General features: G+C 55.9%; 19 protein-coding genes. 6 read left to right on the top strand and 13 right to left on the bottom strand.

Annotation, left to right across the window (positions count from 1 at the left end; all coding sequences use genetic code 11):
• The first annotated feature begins 9 nt into the window (after positions 1–9).
• The 4 genes from ABJL60_RS18520 to ABJL60_RS18505 all read left to right on the top strand — a co-directional run bounded on the left by ABJL60_RS18520 (position 10) and on the right by ABJL60_RS18505 (position 6031).
• Entirely contained in the window at positions 10–1785 is a 1776-nt protein-coding gene (locus ABJL60_RS18520; protein ID WP_348285165.1) for a PQQ-dependent methanol/ethanol family dehydrogenase, read from the top strand.
• Between the two features lie 110 nt (positions 1786–1895).
• Positions 1896–2597 carry a response regulator transcription factor gene (locus ABJL60_RS18515; RefSeq protein ID WP_348374280.1) on the top strand — a complete coding sequence of 234 codons (702 nt, stop codon included), beginning with the start codon at positions 1896–1898 and terminating at the stop codon, positions 2595–2597.
• 35 nt (positions 2598–2632) lie between these two features.
• On the top strand, positions 2633–3811 hold the full coding sequence (locus ABJL60_RS18510; protein ID WP_348374279.1) for an FIST N-terminal domain-containing protein: 1179 nt from the start codon (positions 2633–2635) through the stop codon (positions 3809–3811).
• Positions 3812–3823: 12 nt separating this feature from the next.
• Positions 3824–6031, top strand: coding sequence for a PAS-domain containing protein (locus ABJL60_RS18505; protein WP_348374278.1), 2208 nt, complete (start codon positions 3824–3826; stop codon positions 6029–6031).
• Here ABJL60_RS18505 and pqqE read toward each other — a convergent pair.
• The 12 genes from pqqE to ABJL60_RS18445 all read right to left on the bottom strand — a co-directional run bounded on the left by pqqE (position 6028) and on the right by ABJL60_RS18445 (position 18214).
• Positions 6028–7122 carry a pyrroloquinoline quinone biosynthesis protein PqqE gene (gene pqqE, locus ABJL60_RS18500; protein WP_348374277.1) on the bottom strand — a complete coding sequence of 365 codons (1095 nt, stop codon included), beginning with the start codon at positions 7120–7122 and terminating at the stop codon, positions 6028–6030. The genes ABJL60_RS18505 and pqqE overlap by 4 nt on opposite strands.
• The gene (gene pqqD / locus ABJL60_RS18495; protein WP_348374276.1) at positions 7119–7403 is read right to left on the bottom strand and encodes a pyrroloquinoline quinone biosynthesis peptide chaperone PqqD; all 285 of its coding nucleotides are present in this window, start codon (positions 7401–7403) and stop codon (positions 7119–7121) included. The genes pqqE and pqqD overlap by 4 nt, the downstream gene beginning before the upstream one ends.
• Positions 7400–8146 (bottom strand): pyrroloquinoline-quinone synthase PqqC, encoded by a 747-nt coding sequence (pqqC, locus tag ABJL60_RS18490; protein WP_348374275.1) that lies wholly within the window; start codon positions 8144–8146, stop codon positions 7400–7402. Before pqqC ends, pqqD begins: the two co-directional genes overlap by 4 nt.
• Entirely contained in the window at positions 8143–9039 is an 897-nt protein-coding gene (gene pqqB / locus ABJL60_RS18485) for a pyrroloquinoline quinone biosynthesis protein PqqB (RefSeq protein WP_348374274.1), read from the bottom strand. Before pqqB ends, pqqC begins: the two co-directional genes overlap by 4 nt.
• A gap of 24 nt (positions 9040–9063) precedes the next feature.
• Positions 9064–9168, bottom strand: a complete 105-nt coding sequence (gene pqqA, locus ABJL60_RS18480; RefSeq protein WP_108830020.1) for a pyrroloquinoline quinone precursor peptide PqqA — start codon at positions 9166–9168, stop codon at positions 9064–9066.
• A gap of 111 nt (positions 9169–9279) precedes the next feature.
• On the bottom strand, positions 9280–12711 hold the full coding sequence (locus ABJL60_RS18475; protein ID WP_348374273.1) for an AAA family ATPase: 3432 nt from the start codon (positions 12709–12711) through the stop codon (positions 9280–9282).
• Positions 12711–13961 carry a DNA repair exonuclease gene (locus tag ABJL60_RS18470; protein WP_348374272.1) on the bottom strand — a complete coding sequence of 417 codons (1251 nt, stop codon included), beginning with the start codon at positions 13959–13961 and terminating at the stop codon, positions 12711–12713. Before ABJL60_RS18470 ends, ABJL60_RS18475 begins: the two co-directional genes overlap by 1 nt.
• Before the next feature lie 65 nt (positions 13962–14026).
• Positions 14027–14575: a YaeQ family protein gene (locus ABJL60_RS18465; protein ID WP_348287074.1), complete on the bottom strand. Its 549-nt coding sequence runs from the start codon at positions 14573–14575 to the stop codon at positions 14027–14029.
• 105 nt (positions 14576–14680) lie between these two features.
• Positions 14681–15331 (bottom strand): GntR family transcriptional regulator, encoded by a 651-nt coding sequence (locus ABJL60_RS18460; protein ID WP_348287072.1) that lies wholly within the window; start codon positions 15329–15331, stop codon positions 14681–14683.
• Entirely contained in the window at positions 15328–15645 is a 318-nt protein-coding gene (locus tag ABJL60_RS18455) for a 2Fe-2S iron-sulfur cluster-binding protein (protein ID WP_348287071.1), read from the bottom strand. Before ABJL60_RS18455 ends, ABJL60_RS18460 begins: the two co-directional genes overlap by 4 nt.
• Before the next feature lie 12 nt (positions 15646–15657).
• Positions 15658–16947 carry a glutamine synthetase family protein gene (locus ABJL60_RS18450; RefSeq protein WP_348374271.1) on the bottom strand — a complete coding sequence of 430 codons (1290 nt, stop codon included), beginning with the start codon at positions 16945–16947 and terminating at the stop codon, positions 15658–15660.
• Between the two features lie 10 nt (positions 16948–16957).
• On the bottom strand, positions 16958–18214 hold the full coding sequence (locus ABJL60_RS18445) for a cytochrome P450 (protein WP_348374270.1): 1257 nt from the start codon (positions 18212–18214) through the stop codon (positions 16958–16960).
• Between the two features lie 72 nt (positions 18215–18286).
• Between ABJL60_RS18445 and ABJL60_RS18440 the strand changes: the two genes are divergently transcribed.
• Together ABJL60_RS18440 and ABJL60_RS18435 are read left to right on the top strand one after the other, a co-directional pair.
• Positions 18287–18970 (top strand): type 1 glutamine amidotransferase, encoded by a 684-nt coding sequence (locus tag ABJL60_RS18440; protein WP_348374269.1) that lies wholly within the window; start codon positions 18287–18289, stop codon positions 18968–18970.
• Between the two features lie 160 nt (positions 18971–19130).
• A complete protein-coding gene (locus ABJL60_RS18435) occupies positions 19131–20108 on the top strand; it encodes an adenosine deaminase (protein ID WP_348374268.1) in 978 nt (325 codons plus the stop codon).
• A gap of 9 nt (positions 20109–20117) precedes the next feature.
• On the opposite strand, the gene ABJL60_RS18430 is transcribed toward ABJL60_RS18435, so the two are convergent.
• Complete coding sequence (locus ABJL60_RS18430) at positions 20118–21077, bottom strand: alpha/beta hydrolase (protein ID WP_348374267.1); 960 nt, start codon at positions 21075–21077, stop codon at positions 20118–20120.
• Between the last annotated feature and the right edge of the window lie 84 nt (positions 21078–21161).

Here is a 21161-nt window from a genome sequence, read left to right as displayed (position 1 = left end):
CTAGACACAATGAACAGGTTTATCATTGCAGCGACGGTCGGGATAATGACGGTCGCAGGCTTTACAAGCGCACATGCCGCTGGCGTCACAGAAGAGATGCTTGCCAACGACACAGCCACCACAGACAGCGTTCTGACAAATGGCATGGGGCGGCACCTGCAACGCCATTCCCCATTGGACATCCTGAACAAGGACAACGTCAAAAACCTGCAACCGGCCTGGGCCTTCAGCCTTGGCGGCGAAAAGCAACGCGGTCAGGAAACACAACCCATCGTCCATGATGGTGTGATGTATATCACAGGGTCATACAGCCGCATGTACGCCATCGACGTCATGACAGGCAAAGAGCTTTGGCAATATGATGCCCGCCTGCCTGAAGGCATTTTGCCATGCTGCGACGTGGTGAATCGTGGCGCTGCCATCTTCGGCGACAACATCTACTTTGGCACACTGGACGCACGTATCGTGGCCTTGAACCAGAAAACAGGCGATGTGGTTTGGAACAAAAAGATCGCCGACTACAAGGCGGGCTACAGCTATACGGCGGCCCCTTTGATCGTGGACGGCCTTATCATCACAGGCAACTCCGGCGGTGAATTTGGCATCGTTGGCGAAGTGCAAGCCCGCAGCGCCGAAACAGGCGATGTCGTTTGGACGCGCCCCGTGATCGAAGGCCACATGGGCACGCTGAACGGCGAAGAAAGCACCATGACAGGCACACTGAACGCCACATGGCCTGGCGATATGTGGAAAACCGGTGGCGGTGCCACATGGTTGGGCGGTTCTTATGATGCCGACACAGACACGCTGGTGTTTGGCACAGGCAACCCTGCCCCATGGAACAGCCACTTGCGTGATGCAGGGTCTCCAACGGATGGAAACACCGGTGACAACCTGTATGCCGCCAGCCGTATCGGCATTGATCCGGCAACGGGTGAAATCAAATGGCACTACCAAACCACGCCGCGCGAAGGCTGGGATTATGACGGTGTGAACGAAGTGGTCGCCTATACCGATCGCTCGGGCAACAAGCGTTTTGCCACAGCCGACCGCAACGGGTTCTTTTACGTTTTGAACCGTGAAGACGGGAAATTCGTGTCAGCGGTGCCTTTCGTGAAGGACATCACATGGGCCGAAGGGATCGATGACACGGGTCGTCCGATCTTTAACGAAGGCAACCGCCCCGGCAATCCTGCGGACTCTGCCGATGGCAAGAAAGGCGAAGTTGTCTTTTCCTCGCCGTCCTTCCTGGGTGGTAAAAACTGGATGCCGATGGCGCACAGCCCTAAAACAGGCCTGTTCTATGTGCCGTCCAACGAATGGGGCATGGACATCTGGAACGAGCCGATCTCCTACAAGAAAGGCGCCGCCTACCTTGGGTCGGGCTTCACCATCAAGCCGAACTACGATGACCACATCGGCAGCTTGAAAGCCATCGACCCTGACACGGGCGAGTTGAAGTGGGAATTCAAAAACAACGCACCACTTTGGGGCGGCGTGATGACCACGGCGGGTGGACTTGTGTTCACAGGCACACCCGAGGGCGAATTCATCGCCTTTGACGATGAAACCGGCGAACAGCTTTGGTCCTTCCAGACAGGGTCCGGCGTAATCGGCCAGCCCGTGACATGGGAACAGGACGGGGAACAGTATCTGACCGTGATTTCCGGTTGGGGTGGTGCTGTGCCGCTTTGGGGCGGTGAAGTGGCCAAAAAGGTCAATTACCTGAACCAGGGCGGTTTGCTTTGGACATTCCGCCTGCCCAAGCAGCTTGCATCCAACTAAGCCAGCCGCATCAAACACCACACGCATCCCGGACAACCGGGGTGCGTTTTTTTATGTCTAAGACCTTTTGGCAAGTGACCTGAGCGGGCCTGACAGGGTATCATTTTCATATGATCTCATTTGACACAGCCTCTGCTGACAATACCGCAACCGCGACGCCGCAAGGATGGGCGCTTGTGATCGACGACCACCCGCTGTTTTGTGATGCGCTGGAATTGACGTTGAAATCGGTGACTGGCTTTACCCAGATCAAAACCGCCGATTGCCTTGAAAACGCTTTGGCCACTTTGGAAGACGTTGCACCGCCGGCCTTGGTTATTTTGGACCTGAACCTGCCAGATGTGAACGGTTTGGATGGGTTGATCCGCCTCAAGCGCCATGCGGAAAAGACGCCTGTTATCATCGTATCCTCAATGACGGACAATTCCATCATCAGCGGCGCAATCGTTGCAGGCGCTGCGGGATTCGTGCCAAAGCACAGCCCGCGTGCGGTGTTCAAAGACGCCATAGAACAAATCGAGCGTGGCGAAATCTACAAGCCTGCGGGCTACGTCGAAAGCTCTGGTCCATCCGAACGCGACGAAACGGTCACACGCCTGTCGTCGCTGACCAATCAGCAAGCGCGTATTCTGGAACTGATCTGCGAAGGCAAGCTGAACAAACAGATCGCCTATGACCTGACCATCGCTGAAACCACCGTGAAGGCGCATGTCACAGCCATCATGCGCAAACTGGGCGTACAAAGCCGCACGCAGGCTGTTTTGGTGGCGCAGGATGCACGCTTTGCAAGTGCCTTGCCAAATCCAGAGTAACCGCAATATCCTCTCCCTTAGGGAGAACTTCAAAAATGCAAACAACTGTTGACGAGGATAGCCCCGTCACAGGCCACGGCGCTGATGCGTCACCAGTCCTGTTGACCACCCAAGTGTCATGGGCGGACACATCGCCCGTCGCCCAGATCCGCAAAGACTTTGGCGCAGAACCTTTAAGCTTTCTGTCCCTGTTCATTTCGCCGCGCGCGGATTTTCAAAGCGTCGTGGATCAAGCCCAAAGGCTGTTTGCAGGCACAGATGTCGTGGCCTGCACCACAGCGGGCGAAATCGGTGCGGCGGGCTATGATGACGGTCAAATCATCGCCATCGGTTTTCCCGCTTCTGGCTTTGCCAGCACATCTTTGGCCATTGAACATGTGGATGATCTAAATCCCCTGCCCCTGATTGACCGGATTGCGTTGGAACGCATTCAGCTTCAGGATCAAAACCCCAAGATGAAACACAGCTTTGCCTTTCTGGTGGTGGACGGATTGTCTTTGGCTGAAGACACGTTGACGGCCACGATTTCACCTGCCTTGCGTGACATGCCGATCTTTGGTGGCTCTGCCGGTGATGGCACCGATTTTGGGCACACATTGGTGGCGTTGAACGGCAAAGTCATGGCCACAGCCGCCGTTTTGACGCTGGTGCGCAGCCGTTTTCGCACGCGCGTGTTCAGTCTGGATCACCTTGTGCCATCAGAACAGCAAATGGTTGTGACCCAAGCGGACCCAGACCGGCGCATTGTCAAAACGATCAACGCAGAACCCGCCGGGCGCGAATATGCTAGGATCGTGGGGAAAGACCCCGAACAATTGGACCGCTTCACCTTTGCCTCACACCCCGTGGTCGTGCGCATCGGTGGTGCCCATCACGTCCGCGCCATTCAACACGTCAACGACGCCGGCGAACTGGTGTTCTTCTCTGCCATCGACGAAGGCATGGTGCTGACGATGGCGTCTCCTCAGAACATGGTCGAACATCTGCAAAACAAAATGACCGAATTGGCGCAAGACGGCCCCCCTGCCCATATCGTGGGCTGTGACTGCGTCTTGCGGCGCATAGAAGCCGAACAAACCCAAACGGCCCGCGATGTGTCCTCCGTTCTGTCTGCGCATAATGTGACGGGGTTCTCGACCTATGGTGAGCAAATCGGCCCGTTACATGTCAATCACACCATGACCGGTGTGGCCATCTACCCCAGCGAAGAATAGCGGTGTTTGTCGATGTCATTGATCAACCCTGCCGACAGTCTGGAACGTCAAAACGAGAAACTGCTTCAAATCACGCAGTCCCTGATGCGCAGGGTCGAGCAGAAAAATGAACAATCCGGATTTGCCTATCAGCAATTTGAACGGGCCGCATTGCTGGAAACCGAAGTACGCGAACGCACGCAGGATCTGGAACGCGCACTGGATCTATTGCAGGATTCCAACACCCGTTTGGAAGTCGCCAACAGCGAAACCGAAAAAGCCCGTTCAAACCTGACCGAAGCCATTGAAACCATCAACGAAGGCTTTGCGCTGTTTGAACAAAATGAAGGGCTGGTTCTGTCCAACAGCCGATTTTGTCGTGATTTGACCGACATTGCGGGACTTTTGGTGGGCGGTTTGTCCTTCGAAAATTACGTGAAACTGATCTCTGAAAGCCGCGTTTTGGCGCTGCCAGACGATCAAACCCCTGCCGATTGGGTTGCCAAACGCATGGCACGACACCGCGACGATCACGTGGTGTTCAACGTGCGCCTGAAATGGGATCGCTGGTTGCAAGTCAGCGAACATCGCACATCGCAAGGCGGCACCGTCATTTTGCAAACCGACGTCACATCGATCATTCGCCGCGAACGTCAGGAACGCGACAAACAGGCCGAAATATTGCAAGCCACCCTCGATCACCTCAATCAGGGTGTGTGCATCTTCAACAACGACCAGATGTTGATGGGTTGGAATTCGCGCATGGACAGCTTGCTTGCATCCTCACCCAACACAGCCGCCCTCAGGATGAGTTTCGGGATCTTGCTGGATTGGCTTAAAGACGAATTGGTTTTTGACGCATCGTTGGACGCAGAACATCTGCGCCAATGGGCCAATCGCACCAGCCGTCGCGATCCCATCATCTTTGAAGTTCACCGCGGATCGGCACAAACATACAGTGTTTTTGCACAAGAAATGCCCGACAAAGGGTTTGTGATCAGCTTTACAGATGTCACCGCAGAACGTGCCGCGGCACGCACCTTATATGAATTGAACGAAATCCTCGAACAACGTGTCGAAGACCGCACGCGGGAATTGGGACTTGCCTTGGCTGAAGCCGAACGCGCAAACGCGTCAAAATCGCGTTTTGTCGCCGCAGCCAGCCATGATTTGCTACAACCCCTATCCGCGGCAAAGCTGTTCGTCTCATCGCTGTCTGAGCAAAACAACCCCGAAGACGCCCGTGCAATCTTGGACAAAGCCGAAATGGCCCTCAGCAGCGTTGAACAATTCATCGCAGCCCTTTTGGACATTTCCAAACTGGATGCAGGTAAAGCCGTTTTCGAAGTGCAACCGCTGCGCTTGTCAGACGTTTTTGTCCCCTTGCGCAACGAATTGATGCCCATCGCACAGCAAAAGGGCATCGAGTTGAAGGTGGTGGATTGTGACCTGACCGTGGAAAGCGATCCGGGGTATCTGCGCCGCATCGTCCAGAACCTGCTGACCAACGCCATCCGCTACACCGACAAAGGCCGTGTGTTGGTGGGCGTGCGCCGCGTCGGTCAATTGGCGCGTATCGAGGTCTGGGACACGGGACGCGGCATCGCACATGCCGACCAGCAAGTGATTTTTCGCGAATTCGAACGCCTATCTCCCAACAACGCGGACACAGGGTTAGGCTTGGGGCTTTCGATTGTCGAACGCGCTTGTAAGGGCCTCGATCATACCCTTAGCCTTTGGTCAGAGCCCGGCGTCGGCAGTTGCTTTTCGCTGAACGTGCCCGTGCGCCATGACATTTTCTATGACACCGACCAGCAAAAGAAACAGGACATCGTCCCGCAATCCTTGTCAGACCGGTTGGTGATGTTGGTCGAAGACAACCCGCAATTGGCAACAGCCATCAGTGCAATGATCGAAAGCTTTGGCCCCACGGTCATTCATGCTCACAGCGCAGAAGAAGCCTTTGGTATCTTGACTGAAATCCAATTGGTCCCAGATGCATTTCTGGTTGATTTCCAACTGGGGACGGGCCTGAACGGCACTGATTTTTACACCGAAGCAACGCGCCGCTATGGTCCCGTACCGGCCGCGATCATTTCAGCCGAACGCACAAAAGCCTTGCGCGAAACCTGCAAGACTTTGGATTTGCCACTGATTGCAAAGCCCATCGACAAAAACCGGTTGCGCGGTTTGCTGGTGCAATTGTTTCGCCAGAACGGCGTCGATGTGTCGGTGATCTAGGGACTTTTACGGTACACCAGCGGGGCTGCATCATCTTCGGAAAACGCTTGCGCCATGGCTTGCATTTTGTCGTGCAGCGGGGATTTGACGCAAACCGGATCCGTGGCAGAGGCATCGCCCGCAATGGCCATGGCCTGACACCGGCACCCGCCAAAATCCAGCTTGCGCCTGTCGCAGCTTTTGCAGGGGTCCTGCATCCAGTCTTCGCCGCGATAGGCATTGAACGCAGCACCCGTGTACCAAATGTCGGACAATGTCTTGTCGCGCACATTGTCAAAGCGCAAAGACGGGATCGTTTGGGCCGCATGGCACGGTAAAACCAGCCCGTCGGGGGTCACATTCAGCCCCGTTGTCCCCCATCCGCCCATGCAGCGTTTTGGATAATCGCTGTGATAATCTGCCGGAACATAGTCGATCACCAGCACACCCTTCAGTCGTTCACGGGCCTCGGCCACGATGTGGCTGGCCTCGGCGGCTTGCTCGCGTGTTGGCATCATCGCGTCGCGGTTCAGCATGGCCCAGCCGTGAAACTGCACAATCGCCACTTCCATGCGTCGCGCTTTCATGGCCACCGCCATCTCGATGGCCTGCGGCAACTGGTGCAGATTCTGGCGGTGTACAACAGCGTTCAGGGTCAAGGGAAAGCCAGCCTCAACGATCCATGCCGCAGCTTGCATTTTGCGATCAAAGCCGCCCTTGTAGCCGCCAATATGGTCCGCCATTTCCGCGTCTGTGCCTTGCAAAGACAGTTGCACATGATCCAGCCCTGCGGCTTCCAACTGGTCTAAACGCCGCTGCGTCAAACCGATGGCCGAGGTGATCAGATTTGTGTAAAGGCCTGCGTCCCGTGCGCCCGCCACCAATTCGATCAAGTCACGCCGCGATGCAGGTTCCCCCCCCGACAAATGCAATTGCAAGACGCCCAACCGTGCAGCTTGCGCAAAAACATCCACCCAAGTGGCGGTGTCCAGCTCACTTTCCTTTTTGGCCATTTCCACGGGGTTCGAACAATAGGGGCACGACAAAGGACAGCGATATGTCAGTTCGGCCAGCATCGCGATCGGGGCGGGAATTGCGCTGGGGTGTGTCATTGGTTCAGGTCCAGGATGCGGCGATCTGCCAAGCCTGTGATAAACTCTGCCACATCTCCTTCAATCTGTTCGGCAGGGGCATCGTAGATATTGGCCAAGCGTTGCACCACATCGCCAAAGCTCCGGACGCCATCCAGTTGCTGCAAAATCGCCAGACCGATGGGGTCAAGGTTGATGGTGCGTTCGGGGGCCAAAAGCACCCAAAGCCCGCGCACAGTGTCTTCGTGCAGGCGCACACCGCGCGGAATTGCAGGCACAGTTGTGGATGTTATCCCTGTCATTTGGCGCCCGACCTCAAATGCGTTCCCGGCTGCCATCCCCCCGGCGGGATACGCGCAGGGGTAACATAAGCCGCATGAAGCGCATCCAGCTGCGCCCACAACACATTGGTTTTGAAAACCAAAGCAGCAGCGGCCGCATCCTGCTTTTCACCCGTATCCGCGTGATCCAAAACCCAAGCTAAGCCAAATGCCACATCCTTGGGCGCTTCGGTGAGACGATTGCGAAAATAGGACAGGCTGCTGTCGTCGGCAAACGCATAGTTGGCCAGCAGACCTTCGATACGGGCCGCGTGGATTTTGGGTGCAAAAAGTTCGGTCAAAGACGCAGCAACAGCTTCCAACAGGGTTTTGTCGCGCACAAAGCGCACGTAAGCGTCCACGGCAAATTTTGTTGCAGGCAGCACGCCTTCCTTGCTGGCAACATAATCACGGTCCAACCCCACGGCGTCCGCCAACCGCAGCCAGCGCATTATGCCGCCTTCATTGTCGGCTGTGCCATCATGATCTTCGATGCGCGACCGCCATGCGCGGCGCAGCGCAGGGTCTTCTACACGGCTCATGAAGGCCGCGTCTTTTACGGGGATGCTGGCCTGATAGTAGAACCGGTTAATGACCCACGCCCGCACCTGGTCCGGGGTGCATCCACCGCTGTGCAAAAGGTGGTGAAACGGATGTTTATCGTGATATTGATCCGCACCGATTTGACGCAGACGGGCTTCGAAGTCAGCGGGTGTTGCGGTCATACATCCAGCTCCAATCCATCATGTGCAACGGTCCAGCCGGCTTGCTCTGCTTGGGTCCGCTGATGCGATCCGGGCCGCAGTACAGGGTTTGTGTTGTTCATGTGCACAAAGACCTTTTGGGCAATGTTCAAATTCTCAAACGCCGCGATTGATCCATCCTGCCCCGACATTGACATATGGCCCATGCGCTGCCCCGTTTTCTGGCTCAGTCCGGCCACGACCATTTCATCGTCTTGCCACAGCGTGCCGTCGAACATCACCATATCGGCGCCCTCAATTCGAGCGCTCAGATCGGGCCGCATGGTTGAGCACCCCGGAATGTAGAACACATTCTTGCCCTGTGCCTGAAGATGAACCCCCACGGTTTGTTCGCCTTCCAGATCGGTTTGGACGCTTGCCCCTTCCAGATACAGTGGCACTTTGCCCGGCACCGCAAACAGGCAGGCCGTCAGACCCGGCGCCAGTTCAAACGGCTGGTTCAGGGCAATGTCCACACGGGTGACAAAGTTAGGATTCAACGCGTCAAAAATGGGATTATCAGACAGAACGCGGTGGATTTCGGACGTGGCAAACAGGGCAAACGCCTGCTGTTCGCGCAGCGTCAAAAGACCCGCAACATGGTCAATATCACCATTGGTCAAAAGCACCGATTTCAAAGGGGAAACCCGCAAGTCTGTCGGGTGCAGAACCTGCGCACGCGCCATTTGGTCGCGGATGTCGGGGGATGCGTTCAATACAGCCCAATCTGCACCGTTGGCACTGAAGGCCACCGATGATTGGGATTGCGCAGGAATTTTACCAGCCCGCGCGAGATTGCAGTTTTCACACCCGCAATTCCACTGAGGCAGACCGCCGCCCGCTGCGGCGCCAAGAATATGCGCGCGGAATGTCATTGCGAACCCCGCACGCCGTTTTACTTAGAACAGTACGCCGCCATCGTCTTCACGATCGCCATCTGGGCCGTACATGTTGATTTCCATACCGCATTCGATTTCACGAATGATTGGTTTTGACCATGCCATCATAGATCCTCCCGAAAAGTAGCACTCATATCGTCACTATTCTGAAACGTTGTGTCAATGTCTATGAGACCAAGGTGCAGGTGCGTGTAAATCCGGCGCGGCTTTTGGCCTTCAAATCCTATGAATGGTGGGGGGCACTTTGCAGACCTTCAGGGCGATATCCACCACATGCTGGTGATGCGTCAGGTAAATCGCCTGCCCCCGTCGCCCGATGTCTTCCATGACCAGGCAGGCCGCACTTGTGCGGCCCTCGTCGAAGGTCTCAAAGATGTCGTCGCAGAAAAACGGCAGGCAATTTCCTTCTTTAACCAGCTGTTCATGTGCGGCCGCCCGCAAGGCAAGATACAATTGAAACCGCGTGCCTTTCGACATTTCCGCCGCTTGTTTCGTCACACCATTCGCGTCCACAGCCAACAGGATTTCCCTGTCTTTTTCCGGCTGTGCAATCAATCGCGTGTAAGCGCCCCGCGTCAGCATTCCAAAGCACTTTTCTGTGGCGGCCATCATGCCGCTGCGGTGGGTGTCACGGTAGCGACGGATCGCTTCATCGGCCAGTCGATGGCCCAGCGACAGCTCCAGATATGTGACGGCTGCGTCTTCCAGTTCCAGTTCAAGCGTGGCTTTGCGTTCGTTCAAAACCGCTATGTCCGCGTTGCCTGTCACTTGGGCCAGACCGTGTTCCGCCCCAACCCGCATTTCAGTCGCTTTGGTGACACTGGCCTCTGCCGTGACAAGATCGGCTTCAAGTGTGGCGGCCTCAGCTTGGGTGGTTGCGGGGCTGCTGTTTGATAACAACCGGCGCACCGCATCCATATCCGCACATTCCAGTTCGGCCATCAAATCGCGTTCCAGCTTGGCGCAGGTGCCACGTTTCTCGATCACACTTTGCGCCGTTAATGCCGTTTGGCGCAGGTCGGACAGGGTGTGTGTCGGGGCATCTTCGGGAAAGGTCTCACTTAGAACCGATACGTGGTGGGCGATGTCTTCCAGACACCGCTGCGCAGCCTTATGATCCTGTTTGGCGGTTTCAATCCTGCTTTTCAGGGTTTCAGCCTGCGTTTGCGTGGTCTGCGATGACGCCACAAAAGCCCGCAACGCTGCGAACCGTGCTGCAGACGTGTCTGCCCCGGTCACATCATATTTTTCGGCAAGGTCTTTCACGGCAATCGAAAATTGCGTTTGATCCGCTTTCATGCGCGTCACACGCTCAGCCACATCATCGCGCTTGTCAGCGATCTGACGCAGCGCACGCAACGGATCAAGGGACGCCATCAAAGCAGGACCAATGCTGGCGTTCCCAAAATGTGTCACCAAAGCCCTATCCCACGCCTTCATGGCCGTTTCCTGAACCTTCAGGGCTGTTGCATACAGGGTTTCGCGATCCGCCAAATCCTGCGTTACGACCGCCAAACCTTCCTGCGCCTTGGACAGCGCCGACTGCGTTTGCATTTCTGACTTTGCCAGTGCGCGGGCCGCCGACACGGCGCTTTCAAATGTAGGGTCCTCAAAACTCAGGTGTTCGGACACATCACGTACCAACGCCGCCGCACGGTCCAAAACAGCGCTATGGCTGTCTTCCAGATGGTCCAGCTTTCGCGCATCTTGTGCGGCAACAGCGTGCCGTCCCACCCAATCAGACCACTCATCCGCCGACATCTGTGGCAGACCGATATCCGCGACAGCTTTGGCGATCCGGTCTTCGATGTCCTCTTGTTTGGCACGTGCGACGGTCATCCGTGCATCCGCCTGTTGGGCGCGGGTCTGGGCCTCGGCTTTGGAGTGTGCCAGCTGACGCAATTGGCCCAAATCTTGCGCCTGAAGAAGCCGGTGGTCTTGGGCCGCGTCAAAAGCCTTCATTTGCGCGACAAACGCCTGCGCCGTATCCGCATCCAGCGCCGAAGCATGTGCATCCCATGCAAGGTCACGCTGCTTTTTCATGGCGTGCGCGTCGCCATCTGTAACAACGCCACCCTTTTGCATGATCTGTTCGTTCTGGACCGCATAGGCGGCAACATCGTCCGTGTGCTTTTGGTACGCGGCATCTTCATCCCGCAGGGTTTGCGAAATCTCAGCGGCTTCGCGGGCCCATTCACGGGCTTTAATCACACTGATGGAACAGGGTGGCAGAAGTTTGAAATGCAGCGCCCCGATCGCCAATGCATCCAGTGAAGTTTGCGCCGTGCTTTTCGCGGCTGACAAAGCTTGCAGTGCAGACGCATAGGCTGGCGCCAAATGGTCAACATCGTAGCGGCTCAACACCTCACCAATCCCGGTCGGGCGCGGCGTTTGGGCGGTCTCATGGTCCAAAGCGGCCTGCGCCTGATCACGTCGCGTCTGCAAAGCCGTCACTTCGCGGGCCTGCCCCTGCGTATAATTGCCCGCTTGCGCCACGGCATCGCGCGCATCATTCAACTGTGCGATCTGGCTATGTGACAAGATCAAGGTGTCTGGTTTGTCACCATCTACAACGCCAAGGTCACGCGCCACTTTCTCAAGTTCGGCATCCAGCGTTTTCACCTCTTGGCTGCGGCGTGTCAGGTCCTGAGACGCGGTGCGGTCGCGTGCTGACAAGTCTTCCAAAGCGTTCAAACCAGCGATCAGGTCTTCCAACGCGATGACCACCTCAAGCCCGTCCAAACGGGCCGACATATCGGCGATTTCCTTTGTCAGACGGTCTAGGTCCGCGCGGGCCTGCGCGTCATTTGTCATATGCGCCAGCAGCGTTTCAGGGTTGAAATCAAGCCGTTCGGGATATGCCCCAAATGGCTGCAATTCGCGTGTCAAAGCATCGATTTCAGCCAAGATCGGAAACGCCCGGCCCATCGCTGACACTTGGGCGGATCGTTTGTGCAAAGTGTCACGCGCCTGCCGTGCTGTGCTTTCGTCTTCGACAGCACTGGCCACTTCGCGTTTCAACCCCTTCCACGCACTGGCCGAGACGTCTTTATCGCGGATGTCACGTTCGACCTCGGTCAATGCGCGTTTTAATTCAGCCACGCGCGTCTTGGATGTCCGTTTGCGCCAGATCGCATCCGCATCTTCACGCACGCCCTGCAACACCGTGCTTAGGTCCGACACCCCTGCGGCCGCGGAAAACAACAACCGCCCAATGTCACCGCTGGCCTTGGTGATTTCCTCACCGCCGCTTTCCAATGTTGCATCGTCCAGACACAGTAATTTCTGGTAGTCGTCTTTGGACAGCCCCGCCAAATGGGATGACAGCGCCGCTTCGGGCAAAACGCTGCCGTGTTCGTCCACAAGGGCGCCGCTTTTCTTTGGTAGACGTGTGAAATGACGGGTTTGACCGTCAATTTCCACTGTTCCCGACACTTGCAAGTTCTTGCGCGGGTGCTTGAATTGATAGCCCTCTTTGTTGGGAAACCCGTACAGCAAACGCAAAGCGCCTTCCATCGTTGTGGTTTTTCCCGCCTCGTTGGGGCCATAGATGATATGAAAATCCGGGTTTTCCGTCACCGCACCAAAATCGAAACTTTGATCGGTGAAATGCCCGAAACGGTCCAATGACAGCTTGCGAAACCGCATCAGCCCACCGACCCTTTCATGCGGGCCAAAACACGCGCAGCACCATTGGACGCCGCAGTCTTAACCAACGCATCGGCACTATCTTCATCCGGCAACAACCGCGCACGCACAGAAGCGGGCATATCACCCAAAATCGCGTCTATTTCGCCGCGTGCTGCGTGGATAAACCCTTGTTCCGCCTGCACTGTGCCCATGGTTTCGCCCAGCTCGACCGTGGCGTTGGCAGCGCTTTGAAGACCATCCGACAGGGGTGTCGCGGGTGCCGCAATGTCAAAGACCACCTTGTCGATCCAAAGCACATCAGTGTCGCGGGCCATATCATCAATCTGTGCGCGCCAAACGTCTTGGTCACGCAATATTTGCCAATGCAGCGCAGTCGCACCCGTAAGCGTCAATCGCACAACACAAGCGGGGCTGTCACAGTTCTGCGCAACGGTCTGTAGATGCATCCGCAAGGCGACGCGCAATTCGTCTTCTGTTTCGCAATCGCTGGCATCCACCACGCTTTGCGCAAATTCCACTTCGCTGGTGCGGACCGCTTCGACGCGGATAGCCCCATGTTGCAGGGTCAAAAGGCTGGCAGATTTTGGCCCGGCCTCTCCGATGTCACGCCCCTGCGGCATACCCGGCATCACAACCCAAGGGGCTTCGGCATGCACCTGTCGTTTGTGGACATGCCCCAAAGCCCAATAGTCAAAGTTCATCGCAAGCAAATCACCAAGAGCACAGGGCGCATACACATCATGGCCCGCAGCCCCCGCCAAAGACGTGTGCATCATCGCAATATTAACAGCCTGTGCCACGGGTTCGGGAAACTTCGGCAACAGGCTGTCGGGGGCGTGACGATCGGCAAAGCTGACCCCGTGCACCCAAATATCGTCGCCCAAAGGGACTTTGCCGCCCCGCGCATCGAAAACATGCACATTGTCCGGCAATTCCAACCCGCCAGTGATCGGGTTTTCGGCGTCATGATTGCCTTTGATGTAGAACACGGCGATGCCCGCTGTGCGCAACCGGTCCAATTGGCCGACCAAAAACGCAGCCGTGCGCGCACTACGCTGCTTTCCGTCGAACAAATCGCCTGCAATCAGCAGGGCCGCCACGCATTCCGTTACTGCAACATCTACGATCCGTGAAAAGGCCGTGCGCGTCGCCCCTTCGACCAATTGGCGCAATTCGGGGTTTCGCAAAGCCAATGACTTGAGCGGAGAGTCGAGATGGACATCAGCTGTGTGCAGTATTTTGATCAACGCGTTTCCCTTTGCCAAACCTTGTCACCGCAACGTCCAAAGCTCAAGCAAGGCGAAGTCCGAATTCAAGACTTAGCGGCTTTCCATGCCACGGGTGTCACGTAGACGATGTTTTCACCCACACTGACCATGACATCGCCGTCTTGCACATTCACTTGCACTTTCATTGTGCGATCCGCCAATTTGGCCAATTCGGTGGTCTCATCCTGTGTGAAACTGACCACGGAGAGGTTTTCGAACCGGGTGGTGCTGTTTTGGACTTTCGACCACCACATTTCGGCCGGGTTGCCGCCGTAGGCATAGATAATCACCTGTTTGGCTTTGCCACAGGATTGCCGCACGATCTTTTCGCTGGGAAGACCCAATGTGATCCACGTCTCCAGCTCTCCGCTCAGACTTTTTTGCCAAATGTCAGGCTCATCGTCCGAGGAAAGCCCCTTGGTCATTTCCAACTGTTCATGGGCGTTCAAAGCAAATGCCAAAACGCGCACCATCATGCGTTCATCCGTCTCAGACGGATGCTTGGCCACAGTCAGTTTATGGGTTTCATAATAGTGGCGATCCATATCACTGACAGACAGTTCGACTTTGTAGATGGTGGCTTTTTGCGCCATGCTTTACCCCAAGGTTGCCAAGTTCAGACTGCCTAATGGGTCTGCGCAACATCCGAAAGCAGATAAAGCGATGTGCAGGGGCCGGACCCGCGCCTGTAGGGGCGTTCACCCCAGTGCCGTCAACAAATCCATCGCTGTGATATGGCTAAAGTGCACGTGGCTTTGCATGGCTGTTTCCGCCTCTGCGCTTTGACGGTCAAGGATCAGCTGCGCGATGTGGCGGTGTTCTTTCGCAGAAGCTTCTATGACACCTTTGTATTTGTACCGCGCACGGTAATAGGCCATCAGCTTTCGCGCATTCGACTTAACCAACTCTGTCAAAAACGTATTGCCAGCGGCTTCGGCGATAGTGCCATGAAACATCAGATTCAATTGGTAGTACCCGTCAGGATCCCCGTCACCTTTTGTCGCCGAATGGGCATCACAGGCGGCGACAGAGGCCTCCAAGGCTTTGCCGCTTGCCGCAGACAGCCGCCGCGCAGCCAGACCTGCGGCCTGCCCTTCAAGACCCGCGTGAATTTCCAGAATACTCAGAAACTCTTCGATTGTGGGCCGGAAAACATAGGCCCCCTTGCGCGGTTGTCGCTGAATGAGCCCGTGCGCTTCCAGCTTTATCAGGGCCTCGCGCAACGGTGTGCGCGAGATTTCCAAAGTCGCAATCAGCGCGTCCTCATCGATCAAATCACCGGGGTTCAGCACCCCGGTGTCGATGTGGTGCAGGATCGTTTCCGTCACTGATTTTTGCGGGTGCTTCATTCCGTATCGGGCACTGTCAGTTTGATGCCGTCAAGCGCTGGCGACATCACGATCTGGCAAGACAAACGGCTGGAGGCCACCCGCTCTGTTTCGGTCACGTCAAGCATAGCATCCTCAAAATCGCCCATGTCGCCCGTTTTGTCCAACCACTGCGGGTCCACGATGATGTGACATGTCGCACATGACAGACAGCCACCGCATTCGCCTACAACGCCCGCGATATTGTTGGCAACTGCCGCTTCCATCAGGTTGGTGCCTTCCGCGACATCCGCGGTGGCAATATGGCCGTCAGGTAGGGTCCAGGTTACGTTCATAGGTTTGCCCCTTTAGATGTAATGAATGTAGAAATCGCGTAAAGCCGCATCATCAAGGGATGCCGTCTTTTCAACCTCGGCACGGCGCATAAAGACATGGTTGTCCATCAGACCCTGCCCCACTGCACCACCCAAGGCGCTGTCTGCTTCCAGATCATCCATTGCGCAGTTCAAGTCAGCTGCAACACCGTCGCTGGCGTCCGTGACTTCGAACCCGTCGCCGGTTTCCCGTGCCGGCAATGGATAGCTTTCCTTGACCCCCAAACGGGCGGCCTGCAACACAGCCGCCACAGCCGTATAGGGATTGGCAGAGGCATCGGCCATTCGGTGTTCAAGGCGTGTCTTGGCCCCGCCTTCTTCCGTCACGCGGGTTGTCACATTGCGGTGGTCACCCCCCCAGTTTTTCCAATATCCAGACAGGCTTGCCGGTTGCAGGCGCTTGTAGGACAAGGCCGTCGGGGCCAGCAGACCCGCAAGCCCTTTATGGTGGTGCACAAGGCCCGAAATGCAGCCCTGTGCCAGATCGCTTAGGTGATCAGGTCCGCTTTTTCCGTTTTGGGGCAAGGCGTTGTTGCCGTTCTGGTCTTCGAAAGAAAAATTGATGTGCATGCCGGACCCGCCAGCCTCTGCGATCGGCTTGGGCAGAAAGCTCAGGACAATCCCAAAGCCCAGCGCCACTTCGCGGGCCAGTTGGCGAAACAACACAATGTCGTCCACCGCTTGCAAGGCGGTGTCAAAGGTCAGCGTGTATTCAAATTGGGGGGCATCATATTCCGCCGTGATCATATCCAGCCGGAAGCCAAGTTTCGTAGCGGCCTCCCAGATGGCATCGTTGAACCCCAAAGGATCGGTTCCCGGGCCTGTGCCGTAAACCACAGCCCCCGGCGCCTGATACGGCACCAGTGCCCCGTCTGCATCCCTTTGAAAGGCAAAGGCTTCCAATTCGATCCCGACCATTGGCGTCAAACCATCTTCCGCCCACGCCGCAACCGCGCGTTTTAAGGCGCCACGCCCGCACATCTCTAACGGTGTGCCGTCAGTGCCATACAAATCCCCGATCACGATTTTTGTACCGCTTTGCCAGCTGTCGCGGATGTCGTCCGCCTGCCAGCGCAATTCCATGTCGGGCAGCCCTTCCATCATCATAGAACCGGGTGACGGCAAAAGGTCTTTGTCGAAATGGACGCCAAACGTAGACCGGCAGAAATTGGTGCTGCTGGTCGCGATTTTGGAGGCGGGTAAATACTTGCCACGCAGCAAGCTCAGGTGGTCGCAGAACACTGCGCGCAAACGGTCGGTCATATGGGGTTCCCTATTCAAGTTGGACAGTCACTGGCAGGGTTTTGATCCCGCTCACAAAATTGGACCGCAGAAACTGGATATCTCCGGCCGGTTCGATAGATTTGATGCGTTTGGCGAGCTCTTGAAATAAAATGCGCACCTCAAGTCGCGCAAGCCACATGCCCAAACAGACGTGCGGCCCGCCTTGCCCAAACGCCACGTGTTTGTTGGGGGTTCTTGCAAGGTTGACACGAAACGGATCATCAAAGGCCGCGTCATCGCGGTTGCCCGAGATAAACCAATACACAACTTTGTCGCCCGCTTTGACCGTTTTTCCGTGCATCTCGAAATCACAGGTCGCTGTGCGTCGGAAATATGTGGCAGGCGACGCCCACCGGATGATCTCATCCGGTGCCGTGTCCAGCACAGACCCTTCTTTGATCTGCCCCAAAAGCTCAGGCTGTTGGCACAAGGCATGAATGCCCGCGGCCAGTGAATACCGCGTTGTGTCATTTCCCGCGGCCACCAAGAGACAAAAGAAGTTCTTGAATTCGCGCTCATTGATACATTTGCCGTCAGGTCCCGGCTGACGGATCATGTGCAGGATGCCGCTGGTGTCCCCCGCCGCAGCTTTGCGCGCCATAAGCGTGTCTGCGTATTGGTACAGTTCGGCGCCCGCTGGCGAATTGAAGGGCATCAGGCGAAACTCATCGGTTTCCAGCTTGTCCATGACGTGGTCGGTAAAATCCGGGTCGGTATTCGCCATAAGCGCGTCGCCCTTGTCCACAAGCCACGGCAAGTCTTCGTCGGGCGTGCCCAAGATACGGCCCAGCATACGCATGGGCAGTTCGCGGGCGATCTTTTTGGTGGCATCGAATGTTCCGGCTTGCAGCGCCTCGTCCAGAATATCGACACACAGGTCGCGAATTTGACCTTCGAACCCTGCAATGACCTGTTTTGAAAAGGCTTTGGCAACTTTTACGCGCGTGGACATATGTTCCGGCGGATCTGTTTCCTGAAACGTGCGGCGGGCCAGATATTCCTCTTCGGATTGGTCTTCGATCCGGATGCCACGCGCCGACGACAAGAGGTCGCTTTGACGGTTCAGCTGTAAAATATCTGCATGTCGCGTGACGGACCAAAAGCCTTTGCCCCCGTCCCATTCCGTCCAATGCAGCGGATCCTCCCGGCGCAATCGCGCAAATGTATTGTGGGGCGCCCCCTGCACAAACGCGTCGTGATCCGTCAGGTCCGCGTGGCCGTCATCGTTAGGTGTCCAAATTGTCATACGCACTTTCATATAGTTTACTAATCTTTAAATATATTTATATATTACCAAAAATATGTAAAGAAGTTTCTCATGCACCTTGCCATCCTGATGACGAACACAGACGAAACCCCATTTGCGGACAAACATCCGCGCGATGGTGAAAAGTTCCAGACTTTGCTTCACGAAGTGCGCCCCACGTGGACATTCGAGGTGTTCAGCGTGAAAGATGGCATCTTTCCTGCCGACATCAGCCGCTTTGACGGCTTTGTCATCACAGGCAGCCCCGCATCAGTCCGCGATGGCGATCCGTGGATTGATCAGTTGGCTGAGGTGATCCGCACGATTATAGCCCAGCGCAAGCCCGTGTACGGGGCGTGCTTTGGACATCAGGCTATCGCTGCCGCATTGGGGGCAAAGATCGACTACAATCCTGACGGGTGGGTCCTTGGCACGGTGGAAACCACCCTGACGGGCAATTCTGCCCGCCACCTGATCTATGGTGCCCATAAAGAACAGGTAACGACGCTGCCGCATGGGGCGAAAGTTATCGCGAAGACGCCCGGTTGCCCGATTGCGGGATTTGCAATCGACAATCACGTGCTGACAACACAGTATCATCCTGAAATGAAAGACGATTTCATCGCGGCCTTGATCGAGGAAATGGAAGAAGAGTTGCCAGCAGAAACCATCCATGCCGCCCGCGCATCACTGGAACGGCCTGCCGACAGGGTGACAGCAGCTCAGCAGATCGTGGGTTTTTTTGAGGGCCAATAGTCCCCAACCCAAGGAAGACGCAGGCGTATATTTTCCTAAAAAAGATACGCGAAAATCCGCTATGATGTCCTGACGATACTGGTTTGCCGCTTGGCCCGCGTTTAAGCACGTCCAATCCCCTTTTCTGCCCTGCAGTGCGCACATCGAAAGAGACACAACCATGTTCCAGACCCTGCCAAAGATTGAATTGCACACCCACCTTGAAGGTTGCGCACCTCCAACTTTCATTCAGCAGCTTGCGGTTGAGAAAAACATCGACATCACCAAAATTTTCGCAGCCGACGGTGGATACGCTTTCGAAAATTTCGATCACTTTCTGCAAGTTTACGAGGCAGCTTGCACGACGTTGCAAACACCCGAAGACTTTCGCCGGCTGACGTTCGCAGTTCTGGAAGAAACCGCCAAACACGGTGTCGTTTACATGGAGACGTTTGTGTCACCTGACTTTTGTGGTGGTGGCGACCTTGTGGCATGGCGGGACTATGTCGCGGCAATGGAAGACGCCGCAACGGAAGCGGAAACGCGGTTCGGGATTACTTTGCGCGGGATTGTTACAGGCATTCGCCACTTCGGGCACGAAAACTGTATTCCAGCGGCGAAATGCGCCGCCGACACCTTCGGAAGTTTCATAACCGGTTATGGCATGGCTGGCGGCGAGATGGTTGGCCGGCCAGCCGACTATACACGAAGCTTTGACATCGCGCGGGACGCAGGCATGCCACTGACCTGCCACGCGGGCGAATGGGGCGGCGCCTCAATGGTGGCTGAAACCATCAAGCACCTCAAAGTTGCGCGTATCGGGCACGGCATCGGTGCCATTGATGATCCCGCATTGGTTCAACACATCGCAGAAACTGGCATTGTGCTTGAGGTATGCCCCGGATCCAACGTCGTCTTGAATGCGGTATCGGGCTGGGATGCGCACCCGATCGTGAAACTGCGCGACGCCGGTGTGAAAGTGACCGTTTCCACAGACGATCCACCGTTCTTCCACACCACAATGACCCACGAATACGAAATGCTGTCCAAGACATTTGGCTGGACCCAAGCCGATTTTGATGATGTCATCGAAACGGCCCTGAATGCCGCGTTCTGCGATGATCAAACACGCCAGCGGGTTGCCGCCCGGCTAGGCTGACAATCCGCCCTATTTGGAAAGACCTTGTGGCGTGACGGTTTGAAGAAAATCCAGATATGCTGCGGCAACTTTGTCCGTTTGATCCAACATGGGAAGGTGCCCGCATCCTTCCAAAGTCACCAAGGTGCTGGCCTGCAATGCAGCATCCAAGACCTGCGCCCCGCTGATGTGAAAAATCCTGTCTGGGTTACACCAGATTACCAATGCATCCATCGCCAAATCGGGTGCAATATCCAGAACGGTTGGCACATCGGATTGAGTGTGAACGATGTCCCACACGCGGGCATTTTGATCCCCACGCGCCACTTCGCTTTGCATCCAGCTGTTTAAAATCGGCCCCGGCAAATAGGGCATTTTGGGCGAAAGCCATGCGTTGCGCTGGTGAAAATCGTCTTCAGATTGCACAAGCAACGGTATTTCGCCTTGTGCCAACGCTTTGTCCATATCGCTAGGACGCGGGGTTGGAACCCCAAGGGGACTGCCGATGAAAGCAAGGCTGGAAAAAATATCCGGCCTGGTTTGCGCAAGCAGAACCGACACATAGGCCCCCATCGAATTTGCAGCCACATGCGCGTTCACCAAACCCAGACCATCAAAGAACAGGGACAGGTTGTCGCGTTGCCGGTCCAATAGATATTCACCGTCGGCCAAAGCCGCATTGTCGCCGAACCCCGGCAGATCAAGCGCAATGACGTGATAATCGTCGACCAGATGGCGTGCAAGATCGACCCAATGCTCTTTGCGGGCATAGATACCGTGGACCAACACAATCGTTTGCCCCTGACCGCCTTCCAGATAGTGGATGTCGCCTATTTCCGTTGCGAGTGTTTTGTCGACCAGCCCCGCAGACATGTTATTCAACTGGATCAGCACAGCTGCCGTGCGCTGCGGCAGAACCACCCAAAAGAAGACACCACAGCCTATAAGTGCAACCACCGCACCTAGCGCGATGCGTATGAAACGCTTCATGAGTTTTCCATTCAGTTTAAGTGCAAACTGATGCTGTCTTCCCATAAGTGGCCCATGTATGACTTGAAGAAACGTGCAAGAAAG

The organism is Ascidiaceihabitans sp., from assembly GCF_039986515.1.
GTDB lineage: Bacteria > Pseudomonadota > Alphaproteobacteria > Rhodobacterales > Rhodobacteraceae > Ascidiaceihabitans.
The sequence above is the reverse complement of the archived record's forward strand: the minus strand, read 5'-3'. Positions and strand labels throughout refer to the sequence as shown.